This is a genomic window from Providencia sp. PROV267 (genome assembly GCF_028477825.1).
Classification (GTDB): Bacteria; Pseudomonadota; Gammaproteobacteria; order Enterobacterales; family Enterobacteriaceae; genus Providencia; species Providencia stuartii.
This window is the reverse complement of sequence record NZ_JAMPLX010000021.1, coordinates 103,731-118,882: the sequence shown is the minus strand read 5'-3', so window position 1 is coordinate 118,882 and position 15,152 is coordinate 103,731. Positions and strand designations below refer to the sequence as shown.

The following is a 15,152-nucleotide window of genomic DNA, read 5'->3' as shown; positions in this document are numbered from 1 at the left end:
ATTTGTCTCCATCCCTTGAGTTTTTTCTCAGGGATGGGTATAGTTACGCGTCAATTTTTTAGCCGCACTCAACAAGTTCCTTGCCTCCGCGGGCCGCGGTTAACCCTGACAGGAGGCTGAATAATCCGTAAGGAGCAACTACTAATGCGTCATTACGAAATCGTTTTTATGGTCCATCCTGACCAAAGCGAACAGGTTCCGGGCATGATCGAGCGTTACAGTGCGACAATCACTAACGCACAAGGTCAGACCCACCGTCTGGAAGACTGGGGCCGTCGTCAACTGGCTTACCCAATCAATAAACTGCACAAAGCTCACTATGTTCTGATGAACGTAGAAGCTCCACAGGAAGCGATTGATGAGCTGGAAACTAACTTCCGCTTCAACGATGCCGTTATCCGCAGCATGGTTATGCGCGTTAAACACGCGGTGACAGAAGCTTCTCCAATGGTTAAAGCTAAAGACGAACGTCGTAGCCGTGACCTGGCTGATGAATATCAGGATGAAGAAGCTGAAGAAGCTGGGGATTCTGAAGAGTAATTGCGCAGGTGTTCACTAATCGTTTGGTGCTCACAGGCACGGTCTGTAAAGCATTAATTCGAAAAGTGAGTCCGTCGGGTATTCCTCACTGCCAGTTTGTTTTAGAACATCGTTCACAACAACAGGAAGCGGGATTGACTCGGCAAGCATGGTGCAGAATGCCCATCATTGTTAGCGGACAAGCCTTACAAGCCCATACTCACAGTATAACGGTCGGCAGTCGAATTACAGTGACAGGTTTTATTAGTACCCATCAAGGGCGCAATGGACTGAGTAAACTGGTTCTTCATGCCGAGCAGATTGATTTGATAGATTCTGGAGACTAGCCATATGGCACGTTATTTCCGTCGTCGCAAGTTCTGCCGTTTCACAGCGGAAGGCGTTCAAGAGATCGACTATAAAGATATCGCAACGCTGAAAAACTATATCACTGAAAGTGGTAAAATTGTACCAAGCCGTATCACCGGTACTCGTGCAAAATATCAGCGTCAGCTCGCTCGTGCTATCAAGCGCGCTCGCTACCTGTCTCTGTTGCCATATACTGATCGTCATCAGTAATTGGTACAGTCCATTAACGACTTTAAGAGGATAAGGTAATGCAAGTTATTCTGCTTGATAAAGTAGCTAACCTAGGTAGCCTGGGTGATCAGGTTAACGTTAAATCGGGCTATGCTCGTAACTACTTAGTTCCACAGGGCAAAGCTGTTCCTGCAACTAAGAAAAACATCGAATTCTTCGAAGCTCGCCGTGCTGAACTAGAAGCTAAATTGGCTGAAGTTCTGGCAGCAGCTCAAGCTCGTGCAGAAGCTGTTAATGCACTGGGCTCTGTGACTATTGCTTCTAAAGCAGGTGACGAAGGTAAACTGTTTGGTTCTATCGGTACTCGTGATATCGCTGATGCAGTCACTGCAGCAGGCGTTGCAATCGCGAAAAGCGAAGTTCGCCTACCAAACGGCGTTCTGCGTACTACTGGTGACCACGAAGTTCACTTCCAGTTACACAGTGATGTTTTTGCTGAGCTGAACGTTATCATCGTTGCTGAGTAATCAAAAATGATGGTAGTACTATCGGACTTATTCGATGGTACAAAAAAACACCGGCTTGTCCGGTGTTTTTTATTGCCTAAAAACCGTTATTTTTACTTAAAAGTCGTGAGCGTTTTACCTATCCTGCTGCTTTCCACGAAATAACCTTATTCACACCACTCCATCCTATATCAAGTACAGTGATACCACTGATTTGCGACTTTGATAGAAAATGGCAATAGCCTAATTTTTTCAAGTGTGAGTTAGAGTCGGAGCAATCGAGCTAAATGCGATTGCGTAATAGCAAATTTACCGCGTAAGGTTGATTGACAGTATGTGGCATAAAGCGAAATGGGATTTTTTGTATAAACATTAATGCCCCAGCTATTGCCTGATAGTGGAGCGTTAATGTTTTAACGAATAACTAAGGTGTACGGTAGTAACTACCATCACTTAAACGGGCAAAACTAACCGTTTTACCTTCCGCAGTTGTCACTTCTAAAAGCTGTACTTCACCTTTGGCATTCGCTTTCAAACGAATTTTCTGCCCTTGGCGCAAGTTACTCAATGGTTTTTCTGGGCCTTCAACGCGTGCCATGATAAATGCATCGTTGGCTTGCAGATGATTATCACGAAATAACTGAGCCAGTGTTTTTCCTTTTTGGACTTGATAATTTTGCCAATTATTAGTGGAAGGACGCGTAGCTGGACGCTTCTCTTGCTCTGTTGGTGTGGTCTGTTTTGGCTCTGATGGTGTGACCGGTTGCTTAGGTTGCTCGACAGTGGTAGGTGGAACGGTTTCAACGGGAGGCTCTTGAATAATTTCAGGCTCATTAGGTAAACGCGTTTGTGTGTCGTCTGTTCCACTACTGATGGTTGGCTCCTCCGAAGGGGCTTGGGTCACAATTTCCGGTGCTGTGGGTGGTGGAACTACAATAGGTTGTGGCTGATTTTGTGCTATTTGCTGATCGCTGTTTTTGTCATCGACAGGTATAAAAAACGCCGCGATGATAATGATCGTTAAAACAGCAATACCAATACGATGAAATATTGAAAGTTTAAACATGACTCCTCCTTGATTGAGGAAACCCTAACAACAGGCAAAATAACTTGTGATAACAAGAATACTAGCACTGATTTGTAGTAATTTGATTACCCTAAGTTATTTTTCAGAGAACACTGAGCGGGATCAGGCTGTCCGAAAGGCTTTTATTCTTGATAGGCATTGTTTAGGTTTACCCATAAGAGAGGGGCTGTTATCCTTGGTTTTTTATCAAAAACCATACAGGTATTTTCATGGCAAACCAAAATTTTGATTCAGTAGAAGCTCAAGCAAGCTACGGTATTGGCCTGCAAGTTGGTCAACAACTATTAGAGTCTGGCTTAGAAGGCCTAGAGCCGGCAGCTATCTTAGCGGGTCTTACTGACGCATTAGAAGGTAATATGCCTTCAGTTCCCGTCGAAGCGCTACATAAAGCGTTACGTGAAATCCATGAGCGTGCAGATGCTGTTCGTGTAGCTCGCCAAGAAGCGATCGCCGCAGAAGGCCGTGCATTCCTTGAAGAAAACCAAAAACGTGAAGGTGTCTCAACCACTGAGTCTGGTTTGCAATTTTCTGTCATTAACCAAGGCGAAGGCGCAATTCCTACACGTACAGACCGTGTTCGCGTACATTATACCGGTCGCTTGATTGATGGTACTGTATTTGACAGCTCAGTGCAGCGCGGTCAACCCGCAGAGTTCCCTGTTAGCGGCGTTATTCAAGGTTGGATTGAAGCATTAACACTGATGCCTGTCGGTTCTAAATGGGAACTTTATATCCCTTCCGAGCTTGCTTATGGTGAACGTGGTGCAGGCGCATCTATTCCGCCATTCAGCACGCTAGTCTTTGAAGTTGAGTTACTCGAAATTCTGTAATCTTGGCGGTCAGTATAACTGACTAAGCTACTATCAGGGCTTTGCAGGTCAGCCTTTTTATTATGAAGGCGAGGCCGCAAAGCCCTTTTTATGTTTTAAGCGGTAGGCGTAATTGTGGGTGAATCTTTTTTCGTTCTAAACACCCGTTTATTTATAAGACGTGCAATGATAATAAAAATCACAATACCAACGATGACGAAGAACTTATCTAAAGTGGCGATTTGTTGATTGGCCTTTATTGATAAATAGAGTAAGAATGCTAACAGGCTCATTATTACTAGTAGTATAATGGTATTAATGAATGAAAGAAGCATTAAACGTTTTACCTTGAGTTGACTTCCTTGGAAAGGAATTGTTCTATATATACTTAAAAGGAAGATAACGATAGCAGCTGCTGTTGCAGGAAATAACATGTCAGACGCTTGGTAACTCAGAAGCAAGAAACCTTTTAATATCAGTTGATTCTCCTTGAATAATGCAATGCTATATACTGTGATAAAGGTAATAACAAGCGTAAAGCATAACATGGTTATGGTATAGAGTGCATTGTAAATTAACCCATGATTTTTTTCTGTTAATACGAAATCATGACGCGCTTTTTTACAAAAAAATATTCTTGGTATAAATAGCAAAATAAGTATCAAGACGTTGATAATGCTAACTATAATGGAAAACCTGTAGGCATACACTAAGCTGGGGCGATGATATAATCCTATCCCTCCAAATGTCTTGTTCATGACTATGCCACTTAAGTGTTGCGTAAATTTGAGAATAAAAAAGTAGACAATGGCAATACCCGCAACAATAAGTATATTTTTAAGGTTAGCTTGGTTCAATTTGGTGTAGTAAAAGATAAGGCAAGTGGAAAGTAGGAAGATAAAAATCTTAATGAACCACTCTACCCTTAGGCCATATATAATCGAATTTAAATAATGCGGTGGCGCGTATAATAATGGTTGGAATGTCACGCTATAAAACCACAAATATTCAGTGAGGATCCAAACACTCACAAATATGGCGGGTAATCTAAAAAAAGAGAGTTTGGCTGCATTTGATTGACTCATTTTTATTCCTAAATTTTAGAGAATCACATAATTGATAGCGGTGATATATAAATAGAAGATTACATTCCCGTTCAAAAATGCTATCAAGCTTACTGTCATTTTTACTTATTGTTCTGTATGGCATTAAATCATAATGCGTTGTTGCTACTCGAGAATGGATCATAACGTTTGCTATCTTAATGTTGCCATCGGGCATAAATATAGGAATTTTTCTTAGTAGCGTGAGAGCTAAAAACCTAAACTAACTTCGGATATATATTCACAATCTATAATTGCTTTTATTTAAAAGAAGCTCACGGCTCTCGCTTATTTGTTTCTTACGCATACAAAACAATGGATTAAGCAATATCACTATTGCAAATGTCGAGTAATAAATCAAACTCAAAGCAAAATATAAAGCACTATTCTGATATAACGCAACATTTCCCCAAGAACACTATTCTTTTCATTAATTGAAACTACTTAGAAAGAAAATAATGTAGATTGATAAGGTAAGTGTGAACGGTTTCTGTGGCTTCAATTAGCGTGCACTTACTATCTATGGCTGTTAATCTTAAGGTAAAGAGTGATGGAAAAGAGGTGAATCATGCTAAAACAAATTTGTGAACTGGCTATCGATGCAGGCTCTGCCATTATGGAGATCTATCATGCTCAAGAACCGCTACAAGTTGAGCAAAAAAGCGATAAATCTCCGGTGACGGCTGCGGATATTGCCGCTCATCAAATTATTACAGCGGGTTTGACTCGCATTGCACCGGATATTCCTCAGTTATCTGAAGAAGACCCCCCTTCATGGAATGAACGCAAAGGTTGGCAACGGTATTGGTTGGTTGATCCACTTGATGGCACAAAAGAATTTATTCATCGTAATGGGGATTTTACCGTTAACATTGCCTTGATTGAAAAGGGTATGCCCGTTATGGGGGTTATTTATGCGCCCGCCAAAGGCTTGCTCTATTATGCGGAGGGTAATCAAGCGTGGAAAGAAGAGGGTGGGCATAAACAGTCAATCCATGTTAAAGATATAACACCTCCAATCATAGCGATTAGCCGCTCTCATCAAGACGCTGAATTACGTGATTACCTTGCACAATTGGGGAACCATGACACGGTAGAAATTGGCTCATCATTAAAATTTTGCTTGGTAGCGGAAGGGAAAGCGCAGCTCTATCCTCGCTTTGGGCCAACTAACATTTGGGATACAGCAGCAGGGCATGCAATCGCAATGGCAGCTGGGGCTAAGGTGCTTGATTGGAATGGCAAAACATTAGATTACACACCACGTGAATCCTTTTTAAACCCAGGTTTTCGCGTAACGTTATTTTAAACTATGGTGAAATAATGTCGGGTAAATAACTTTATTTACCCGACAGCGCTGAATTAATTATCCAGTTTGAGCACTTTTGCCGTTGCCGCACGGATATCAGAGCAAGCTTTTGCATCGACTTTTAAGTCAATACCATAAGTTGGAATGATCTCTTTTAAGCGCGCTTCCCAGCCATCTGCACTAAGCTGCTCGGCAAAACAAGTTTTCAAAACGTTTAGCGCGATAAAGGCCGCAGTAGAAGCGCCCGGTGATGCTCCCATTAATACGGTGAAGGACTTATCTGCACTGGTAATTAGCTCCGTGCCGAATTCCAAGACCCCTTTCTTATCATGATCTGGCTTAATGATTTGTACACGTTGACCCGCGACAACTTCTTTCCAGTCTTCATGTTGTGCTTCAGGGTAGAACTCTTGTAGCATCGCAAACTGATGTGCTGATGTTTGTAATACTTGTCCAACTAAGTATTCCGCCAGCGACCAGTTATCTTTAGCAACTGCCAGCATCGGTTCGATGTTATTTAAGCGCACAGATTCAAACAAGTCTAAATAAGAGCCATGTTTAAGGAACTTACTGGAAAAACCCGCGTAAGGTCCGAATAGAAGTGAACGTTTGCCGCCAATGATACGTGTATCTAAGTGAGGCACTGACATCGGAGGGGAGCCTTTGCTTGCTTTACCATAAACTTTTGCATGATGGCGATTAGCAATCTCTTCGTTGTCGCAACGTAGCCAGATACCACTTACAGGGAAGCCACCGAAGCCTTTACCTTCTGGGATGCCTGATTTTTGTAGTAGCTCTATTGCACGTCCACCCGCGCCCACAAACACAAATTTCGCTGATGTGATGGTTTTTTCGTGAGTGAGTAGGTTTTTAACCTCAATATTCCATCGACCCTCTGCGGTTTTCTTAACATCAACCACTTCATGTTTGTAATGAACAGTGAAACCCGATTGCTGTGTTAATTGCTCCATCAATAAATGGGTCAATGCACCATAATCTACGTCAGCCCCCGTTACCACGCGTGTGACTGCAATGGCTTCTTTTGGATCACGGCCTTCCATGATCAACGGTGCCCACTCATTGATCTGCTTAGGATCATCACTGTATTCCATGTTTTGGTAGCAGTGGTGAGCAGACATTTGGCGATAGCGTTGCTGGAGGAATTTTACGTTATCATCACCCCAAACAAAGCTCATATGTGGGCAAGGGTGAATGAAGTCACGGGGATCTTTGATTTTACCTTTGGTGACAAGATAGGACCAAAGTTGACGTGATAGGTCAAATTCAGTGTTAACTTCAAGCGCTTTGCTGATATCCACTGTACCATCTGGGTTCGGTGGCGTGTAGTTCATTTCACAGTTTGCTGCGTGACCTGTTCCCGCATTATTCCATGGGTGGGAACTTTCTTGAGCACAGTCATTGAGTCTTTCAAATATCGCAATATTCAGCGATGGCTCAAGCTCTTTTAAAAAAGTTGCGAGTGTGGTGCTCATGATACCTGCGCCAATGAGCGCAATATCAACTTGTTCTGAAATAGGCTTACTCATTCAAAAAACTCCTAAGACTTAGAGGGTTTAAAACACAGTTCAGTGCCTTCTTGATAAACAACATAAGCACGGCGCCATGGTTCATCACCAATTAAACGCCATTTATGGCCAGTACCTGTGTTGTCTTGTGCGAGTAAAATATCACCAGGCTTGATAATAAAAGTTGAGCCGTCTTTGGTTTCGAATTCTAAAGTGCCTGAAAGTGTGATGACATAACGTGGTACAGGATCTTTATGCCAATCCCAAGACCCACCAGAGGTTGTTTCACGAAATGAAAGTTCACTGACGGCAATAGCAGGCGTTTCTTTATCGCCTCTAGCTTCACCACTTAATTCAATCGTACCTTCTTCAAAAAGAGAATTGCCATCTTCACCGGTCCACATACGAACACAACGTATCATATTATTAACCTCTTACATTTTATATGGCTGAACAAACAACTTAATTGGTAAAAGAGTGAGACTTTCAATAAAGGACTTTCTAAAAAAGACTAAACTGAAAATTAATAATTAACCTACTCGTTATTGTTGTAAATATAAAATATCACATTATTTGATTGTATCGTGTTTTATTTAAAATAAACACTGTAGTTATTAGATTAATAGTTCCTGATAGTATATTTGTGAATAAAAAATTATCGTAACCTATTGATTGTAATTTGGTATTTTTATTTATTTTTTGAGCTGGGATAAGAAATGTCAATATTTCTAGTATAGAGGAAATAAAACGTATTAATGTAAAAATATAAGAAGAAATAAACCCTATTTAATTTTCCTTCTTGGTTCTTATCAAGAAGGAAAATAGAATAATATAAATAGTACTTTTAATGACCCTTTAAAATATTATTTAGGGCAATGTGTTGTATAAGCATAATCGTTTTTCCATCAACAATCTCACCACTTTTTATCGCGGCTAATGCTTTTGGGAATTCCCACTCTAATACTTCAATATCTTCACCTTCCTCGGTAAGCCCACCTCCCGAATTGATGCGGTCGCCATCGTGATATTCGGCAATATAAAAATAGAGTTTTTCAGTGACGGAGCCTGGGCTCATATAGGCTTCATAGACTTTTTCTATTTTTTCGATACGAAAACCTGTTTCTTCTTCTGTTTCGGCAATAATGCGTTCTTCGGGCGATGCATTATCAAGCAACCCAGCCGCAGCTTCGATAAGAAAATGAGGATAGCCGTTGATATACAAAGGAAGGCGGAATTGGCGGATCAGTATAATGGTATTTTTCGCTTGGTTGTAAAGTAGGATAACAGCCCCGTCTCCTCTGTCATATGACTCACGGGTTTGCTGCTGCCAACGACCATCGCGGCGTTGAATTTCGTAAGTGTATTTTTTTAAGGTATACCAATTATCAGAGAGTAAAGTTTCACGAATATGACGGATTTGGGGCGTTTTAGCAGACATGATGTTACCTTCGTAATAGGGGTAACGGTTAATTTAGCACTGTGGTCACCATCCTTAAATAAGAGTTTATGCCAGTTTTATCACATCAATCTCTATCAATATAAATAAGGCAGCCGTAGCGGCTACCTTAATTTTTACCAAAAGATTATTTTATAATTTGGATCTGTTTGACTTCCACTTCGCGTGTATTCCAGTCTTTGTCGATTTTACCGCGGATCTCTACTTTATCTTTTGGCGTGACATTAATGCCATTCCAGCGTTTTGGGCTAATTTCGAGATTGATGGTGCCTGTCCCATCGGTAAACTCATAATGTTTTTGATCTAACTGCTTAACAATATTACCACGCAAGATCACCCAACTATCATCGGATAAATCGAGAGCTTTAGCGACCGTAGTTTCGCCGCTATTTGGGCCAGAAAAGCCACCAGCTTGGTTTGTTTGATTGGTGGTCGTCTGAGCCGCGCCTGGTCCATCAAAGCCACCATTTGCAGCGAGTACAGGTGCAGAAGCTAATGCAGCAATTAACGCGATTAAGGGTAATTTTTTCATAGTGGTCCTCTCCATTTGTTACCAAAATTTGTTTACGGGAGCTATTAAAACAAGAAATTCTTAACAGGATCTTAAGAACCCACAGAAAAAAAATATATTTTAAATTTAGTTCATAACAACTGGTCATATCCAAATTAATCGGATAAATATAACAATATTCTAATAAAGGAGAAAATCATGCGTATTTTGCTGATCGAAGATGACCGGTTAATTGGCGATGGTTTAAAAGTAGGATTAAGCCAACTTGGCTTTACCATTGATTGGTTTGCCGATGGTAAGCAAGGGCAAGTCGCCTTATTCGATGCGCCTTATGATGCCGTGATACTCGACCTTTCTCTGCCGAGTGTAGATGGTATGGAGATTTTGAAGTTTTGGCGCAAAGAAGGGCGTGATGAGCCTGTTTTAATATTAACCGCAAGAGATGCCTTGGATCAGCGAGTTCAAGGGCTACAACAAGGTGCCGATGACTACCTTTGTAAGCCCTTTGCGCTTGCAGAAGTTGCTGCGCGTTTGCAGGCATTAATTCGTCGGCGTAGCGGGCAATTGTCGCCAATATTAAAGCATGGTCATATTGAAATGGATCCTGTTGCAATGACTGTCACCTGTCACGGTGAACGTATCGAATTAAAAAGTAAGGAGTTATCTCTATTATCCTTGTTTTTACATAATCCAAACAAGGTGCTGTCTCGTGCCTTCATTGAGGAAAAATTGTATAACTGGGATGAAGAGGTATCCAGCAATGCCGTCGAGGTGCATATTCACCATTTACGGCGTAAGTTAGGTACACGTTTTATTCGAACAGTTCATGGTGTCGGCTACCGTTTAGGTGAGGAAGCATGAAAACCTTTAGCTTACGCTTAAAATTGACACTCATGCTGTTGCTACTCGCGCTAATGACGTGGGGAGTGGCGAGTTTACTTGCGTGGCATCAAACATATAAAACGATCAATGAACTGTTTGATACTCAGCAAATGGTATTTGCTAAACGTTTGTCTGTATTACCTTCTGATCTCGATTTTAATGATGTTTCATTAGCAAAAACGAAGAAAATCTTACGTAAAAACCGTGGTAATCAAGATGATGATGCGCTGGCATTCGCCATTTTCACACCTCAAGGGGAGATGGTACTGAATGACGGTGATAATGGGCGCAAAATCCCGTTTAACTTTAGCCGAGAAGGGTTTACCGAAGGCAAAATTAAAGGAAGTGATGATGAATGGCGCTTTGTTTGGCTAAGATCATCGGAAGGGCAATATATTATTGTCGTGGGGCAAGAGTGGGAATATCGGCAAGATATGGCGATGGAGATTATGGTTGCGCAGTTTTTACCTTGGCTAATTGCGCTGCCTATCATGCTAATCCTGTTTTTATGGTTATTAACGCGTGCATTGAGGCCATTACATCAAGTCACAACCCAACTCTATCAACGGCGGCCCGATGAGCTGAGTTCAGTGCATGTTGAGCGGCTCCCCTCAGAAGTCAAGCCAATGTTAGATGCACTCAATAGCTTATTTACGCGTATTCAAGCGATGTTTGCTCGTGAACGCCAATTTACCTCGGATGCGGCCCATGAGCTACGTAGTCCGTTGGCAGCACTGAAAGTGCAGGCCGAAGTTGTGCAGATAGCAGGGCATGATCCTACCATTCGAGAACATGCGGTTGCTAACTTATCCGAAGGGATCGATAGAGCCACACGTCTTGTCGATCAGCTATTAACGCTTTCTCGTTTAGAGTCATTGTCACAGCTTGATGATGTGGAGCAACTTTCATGGTTAGCCTTAATTGAGTCTGCACTGCAAGATATCTCATTAGAGGCGAAAGCTGCACAGACGACAATGGATGTTGTAGTGGTTAATGAGCCACCATTATTGACTGGGCAGCGTCTGTTATTAGCTATCCTTTTAAGGAATTTGCTACATAATGCCATTCGCTATGGTAAGGCTGGTGGAAAAGTAGATATTGTACTGAATAAGGATCACCTCACGATCCATGATGATGGGCAAGGGGTAACTCAGGATGTTCTTAAACGGTTAGGTGAACGCTTTTATCGTCCACCGGGGCAAGAGAAAACAGGTAGTGGTTTAGGGTTATCTATTGCGAAACAGATTGCTGAGCTACACCATTTCAGATTGGCTTTTGCAAATGGCGAAAATGGCGGTTTTTGCGTCAAAATCGCTTGGTAATAATGCTTGGTTATTAATAAATTCCAAATAATTATTCACCATATAAATTTAGTGGCTAATAAGCCTTTTTAGAATAACTCACTAGTGATAGATAAACTCACACCTCTCTTTTAATATGTGCACGACAGCGATGTTTCCGTGCACGAGAGGTGATGAGCGCTATTGAGCAAGTTCAGATTTAATTAATGTGATCACTTTATCCACTTCAGGGGCAGTGAGCGCACCGTCTTTGAAATAAAGCACTTTTCCTTGTTTATTCAAGATGATAATCGCTGAACTTTCTGGTGCGAGATGCCATGCTTTTTTAACGACACCATCGCTATCAACGATAAATTGCGAATAAGGAAACTCTTTTTTGCTGTCTTCAACACTGTTACTGACGAAAACACCTGTGCCAAAAATGGCATCATCCGCATTGATAATTGAGGTTGTTTGATAAGCATCATGGGGAAAATTCGCTTTTTTGATCGCTTCAATCAATGGTGCATTCAGCTCTTTAGCGGAAGAGCGCCCCGCAATGTGTTGAACTGTACGGACTTTTCCTGGTAATTGTTGGCTTTTCCACTCTTGATAGGAAAATTTCCCCTCTTGACTTAATAGCATCTCTCCTTTGTCTGTAACAGAAACTGCCGGTACAGGTTGATTTAGTTGGATTTGGCTTGCGAAAGCTGTGGATGATAAAGTGAGTAGGCAAGCAAGTAAAAAATTCTTTTTAATCATTATATTACCTCATTATTACTCGGTTTGAGAGTGTCATGCAATGACTGAAACATGGCAGTCATGTTTTGCGCTTACAGTTATAGCATAGCTCATCCGATGAGTTGTGAAACTGAAATTAACATTTTTGCAAAATTTAGCATAACTACAAAGTTTTTGAGGTTATTGACAGAATGTTCGTAGTGTCATTTTCTGTAAATGAATTGAATAAAACTGCAATAATAGAACCAAAGTAAATATTACTGGTCTATTATTAACGAGCGGTATGAGTGAACGAGTATCGTATGACAAAAGGAAAGGAAAAGTTCTAATGAAAATATTTAACCGTTATAACCCATCCAAAATTGCACTCTACGTTAAAACGCTATTCCGTGGTCGTATTTATATCAAAGGCTTTGGTGCATTTGAATTCAATTACGGCAAAATCTTACCACCTAAAGTGGGTGATAAGCGCCACTACAATGTAATGAGTGAGGTGAATAAACAAGTTCTGGTTCTACAATCTGAGTTGGGGTAAATGCTGTTGATTTAATTAAATAGTTGTTCGCTATTTAATTAAAAGCAGCGCCACACAAGGTGGCGCATCAAATGAAACGGCTTCGCTGTAAAGTATTACTCTTTGACTTTTTGTGTTGGTTGTTCTGCGTTAGCCGTTTCTGTGTTGTTTTTACCCGCTTGAACCACGACAGGTGCGGGTGGCGTTGTAATTCGGGTGACAAGCAACTGATCAATCTTATAGTTATCGATATCGACAACTTCAAATTTATAGCCTGCATATTTCACATAATCAGTACGTTTCGGCATTTTCCTTAAACGGTACATCATAAAGCCTGCGATGGTCTCGTAATTGCTCACATCAGGGAATTCATCGATATCTAAAATACGCTGTACATCTTCAATCGGAGTACCGCCTTCAACCAGCCATGAGTTTTCATCCCGCGTGATAATCTGCTCTTCTTGGCCTGGCCCAATCAGATCACCCATTAATGTTGTCATAACGTCGTTGATCGTAATAAGCCCCATCACAAGAGCGTACTCGTTGAGAATGACGGCAAAATCGACCCCATTTGTTTTAAAAGCTTCGAGTGTATCGGAAAGCGAGAGGGTATCGGGGATCATCAGCGCATTTTGAATATGAACGCCATCTTGCAAGTTAAGGCTTTGACCATTCAAAACACGATTTAGCAAGACTTTTGAATCAACAAAGCCAATGACATGGTCAATATCACCACTGCAAACTAAAAACTTAGAATGCGGCTCGGTTGAAATTTTATGTTTAATACTCTCCTCTGACTCTTCTTTATCAAAGAAGATAATACTTTCACGTGGCGTCATTGCAGAGGGAACGGTACGTGATTCAAGTTCAAATACGTTTTCGATCAGTTCGTGCTCTTGCTTACGCAGCACACCTGCAACCGCCCCCGCTTCGACCACAGCAAAAATATCATCGGAGGTAATATCTTCATTACGTGCCGTTGGTAACTTGAAAATTTTGAAGATCAGGTTTGCAAGACCATTAAAAAACCAAACTAGAGGGCTTAATACGGTCAAACAAAAACGCATTGGATTGACAATTCGCACTGCGATGGCTTCAGGTTTCACCATTCCAATACGCTTAGGCGTTAGATCCGCCACTAAAATAAATAGGCTGGTGACAATCGTAAATGAAAGAATGGATGCGGTTTGCTGTGCCCAAGTTGGTGATAAGAAATGAATAAATACCTCTTGTAGTGATGGCGCAAAAGCAGATTCGCCGACAATACCTGCTAAGATGGCGACGGCGTTAAGGCCAATTTGCACTACGGTAAAAAACATACCCGGCATTTCTTGTAATTTTAGAACACGAGCGGCATTAACATTGCCCTCATCAGCCATGAGTTTCAATTTAATGCGGCGAGATGCTGCCAATGATATTTCTGACAGCGAAAAAAATGCGCTGATAGCACATAATAAAAGTACGATTAGTAAACTGTTAAGCATAAATTATCCAGACATTACCTTCAGGTATAACGGATCTTGATTTGAGATCACCTGAAGGTAACTCGTTCTACTACATAGGTAAAAATAACGCGGAGTGCGCAAAAATTCGGTTAGTGGCGTTATTATAGCATTAGGTTAAATTTTCTGCCTAGTTTATGTTCTGTGGTGGTAAACAAATGCCGATTCCACCTAAACCACAATAGCCTGCTGGGTTTTTGTGAAGATACTGTTGATGGTAATCTTCCGCAAAATAAAACACTTCAAATGGCATGATTTCTGTGGTGATTTGGCGTGGATCACCCTGTGCTGCCATCGCTTGTTGATAAGCGTCCCGCGTCTTTGTGGCTTGCTGTAATTGCGAATCAGAGACGGTGTAGATAGCCGAACGGTATTGGGTGCCAATGTCACCCCCTTGGCGCATACCTTGTGCTGGATCGTGGTTTTCCCAAAACAGGGTCAGTAAGTCTGCATAACTAATAGTTTGTGGGTCAAAGACGACTCTCACGATTTCAGTATGGCCGGTGAGACCCGTACACACTTCTTCGTAAGTTGGATTTGGCGTAATCCCGCCACTATAGCCAGCGGATGTTGAGTAAACGCCCGGTTGCTGCCAAAATAAACGCTCAACTCCCCAAAAACAGCCCATCGCAAAATAGGCAATTTCAGCGTTCTTCGGAATATTGTCAATCGAATGATGGTTAACCGCATGGTATGGTGAATGGGGAATAGCACTTTGCCTACCGGGTAGCGCTTGGGAAATATTTATGGGTTGTGACTGATTAGATGACATAACTATTCCTATGAGTAATGTTGTGCACGTTAGGTAAAAATTAGGATAAAAACTTGTATCTAAAATTTATTTTACTCAAAATAAATTGATATGGA

The 15,152-nt window shown here is 41.4% G+C and carries 18 protein-coding genes; 9 read left to right on the top strand and 9 right to left on the bottom strand.

Going from position 1 to position 15,152, the window contains the following annotated elements; genetic code table 11:
• Window positions 1-144: 144 nt before the first annotated feature.
• From rpsF to rplI, 4 genes are read left to right on the top strand one after another with little or no spacing between them, the layout of a single operon-like run.
• Window positions 145-540 (top strand): 30S ribosomal protein S6, encoded by a 396-nt coding sequence (gene rpsF, locus PR709_RS14545; RefSeq protein WP_272570958.1) that lies wholly within the window; start codon window positions 145-147, stop codon window positions 538-540.
• A gap of 8 nt (window positions 541-548) precedes the next feature.
• On the top strand, window positions 549-866 hold the full coding sequence (gene priB, locus PR709_RS14540; protein ID WP_071599631.1) for a primosomal replication protein N: 318 nt from the start codon (window positions 549-551) through the stop codon (window positions 864-866).
• Between the two features lie 4 nt (window positions 867-870).
• Complete coding sequence (gene rpsR / locus PR709_RS14535; RefSeq protein WP_000135199.1) at window positions 871-1,098, top strand: 30S ribosomal protein S18; 228 nt, start codon at window positions 871-873, stop codon at window positions 1,096-1,098.
• Window positions 1,099-1,136: 38 nt separating this feature from the next.
• Window positions 1,137-1,586 (top strand): 50S ribosomal protein L9, encoded by a 450-nt coding sequence (gene rplI, locus PR709_RS14530; protein ID WP_004915671.1) that lies wholly within the window; start codon window positions 1,137-1,139, stop codon window positions 1,584-1,586.
• A gap of 403 nt (window positions 1,587-1,989) precedes the next feature.
• Here the strand turns inward: rplI and PR709_RS14525 are convergent, their stop codons facing one another.
• The gene (locus PR709_RS14525) at window positions 1,990-2,631 is read right to left on the bottom strand and encodes a LysM-like peptidoglycan-binding domain-containing protein (RefSeq protein WP_004915675.1); all 642 of its coding nucleotides are present in this window, start codon (window positions 2,629-2,631) and stop codon (window positions 1,990-1,992) included.
• A gap of 230 nt (window positions 2,632-2,861) precedes the next feature.
• Here PR709_RS14525 and fklB point away from each other — a divergent pair, with 230 nt between their 5' ends.
• A complete protein-coding gene (gene fklB, locus PR709_RS14520; RefSeq protein WP_272570957.1) occupies window positions 2,862-3,482 on the top strand; it encodes an FKBP-type peptidyl-prolyl cis-trans isomerase in 621 nt (206 codons plus the stop codon).
• A gap of 95 nt (window positions 3,483-3,577) precedes the next feature.
• On the opposite strand, the gene PR709_RS14515 is transcribed toward fklB, so the two are convergent.
• Window positions 3,578-4,546, bottom strand: coding sequence for a hypothetical protein (locus PR709_RS14515; protein ID WP_272570956.1), 969 nt, complete (start codon window positions 4,544-4,546; stop codon window positions 3,578-3,580).
• Window positions 4,547-5,132: 586 nt separating this feature from the next.
• Between PR709_RS14515 and cysQ the strand changes: the two genes are divergently transcribed.
• Complete coding sequence (gene cysQ, locus PR709_RS14510; RefSeq protein ID WP_004915686.1) at window positions 5,133-5,873, top strand: 3'(2'),5'-bisphosphate nucleotidase CysQ; 741 nt, start codon at window positions 5,133-5,135, stop codon at window positions 5,871-5,873.
• Window positions 5,874-5,926: 53 nt separating this feature from the next.
• Here the strand turns inward: cysQ and mqo are convergent, their stop codons facing one another.
• The 4 genes from mqo to PR709_RS14490 form a co-directional block, all read right to left on the bottom strand.
• Window positions 5,927-7,420, bottom strand: coding sequence for a malate dehydrogenase (quinone) (gene mqo / locus PR709_RS14505; RefSeq protein WP_004915691.1), 1,494 nt, complete (start codon window positions 7,418-7,420; stop codon window positions 5,927-5,929).
• 11 nt (window positions 7,421-7,431) lie between these two features.
• On the bottom strand, window positions 7,432-7,821 hold the full coding sequence (locus PR709_RS14500) for a cupin domain-containing protein (protein WP_014657311.1): 390 nt from the start codon (window positions 7,819-7,821) through the stop codon (window positions 7,432-7,434).
• A 422-nt stretch (window positions 7,822-8,243) separates the two neighbouring features.
• Window positions 8,244-8,837 (bottom strand): NUDIX domain-containing protein, encoded by a 594-nt coding sequence (locus PR709_RS14495; RefSeq protein ID WP_102780876.1) that lies wholly within the window; start codon window positions 8,835-8,837, stop codon window positions 8,244-8,246.
• Window positions 8,838-8,982: 145 nt separating this feature from the next.
• A complete protein-coding gene (locus PR709_RS14490) occupies window positions 8,983-9,387 on the bottom strand; it encodes a YgiW/YdeI family stress tolerance OB fold protein (protein ID WP_036942658.1) in 405 nt (134 codons plus the stop codon).
• A 177-nt stretch (window positions 9,388-9,564) separates the two neighbouring features.
• On the opposite strand from PR709_RS14490, the gene qseB reads away from it, so the two are divergent.
• Together qseB and qseC are read left to right on the top strand one after the other, a co-directional pair.
• A complete protein-coding gene (qseB, locus tag PR709_RS14485; RefSeq protein WP_004915700.1) occupies window positions 9,565-10,227 on the top strand; it encodes a quorum sensing response regulator transcription factor QseB in 663 nt (220 codons plus the stop codon).
• On the top strand, window positions 10,224-11,570 hold the full coding sequence (qseC, locus tag PR709_RS14480) for a quorum sensing histidine kinase QseC (RefSeq protein ID WP_036942664.1): 1,347 nt from the start codon (window positions 10,224-10,226) through the stop codon (window positions 11,568-11,570). Before qseB ends, qseC begins: the two co-directional genes overlap by 4 nt.
• A 159-nt stretch (window positions 11,571-11,729) precedes the next feature.
• Here the strand turns inward: qseC and PR709_RS14475 are convergent, their stop codons facing one another.
• Window positions 11,730-12,290, bottom strand: a complete 561-nt coding sequence (locus tag PR709_RS14475; protein ID WP_004915703.1) for a YtfJ family protein — start codon at window positions 12,288-12,290, stop codon at window positions 11,730-11,732.
• Between the two features lie 307 nt (window positions 12,291-12,597).
• Between PR709_RS14475 and PR709_RS14470 the strand changes: the two genes are divergently transcribed.
• On the top strand, window positions 12,598-12,804 hold the full coding sequence (locus tag PR709_RS14470; protein WP_014657315.1) for a DUF1107 domain-containing protein: 207 nt from the start codon (window positions 12,598-12,600) through the stop codon (window positions 12,802-12,804).
• Between the two features lie 95 nt (window positions 12,805-12,899).
• Here the strand turns inward: PR709_RS14470 and PR709_RS14465 are convergent, their stop codons facing one another.
• Together PR709_RS14465 and msrA are read right to left on the bottom strand one after the other, a co-directional pair.
• Window positions 12,900-14,267 (bottom strand): hemolysin family protein, encoded by a 1,368-nt coding sequence (locus tag PR709_RS14465; protein ID WP_014657316.1) that lies wholly within the window; start codon window positions 14,265-14,267, stop codon window positions 12,900-12,902.
• A 148-nt stretch (window positions 14,268-14,415) separates the two neighbouring features.
• Window positions 14,416-15,057 (bottom strand): peptide-methionine (S)-S-oxide reductase MsrA, encoded by a 642-nt coding sequence (gene msrA, locus PR709_RS14460; protein ID WP_036942667.1) that lies wholly within the window; start codon window positions 15,055-15,057, stop codon window positions 14,416-14,418.
• Window positions 15,058-15,152 lie beyond the last annotated feature (95 nt).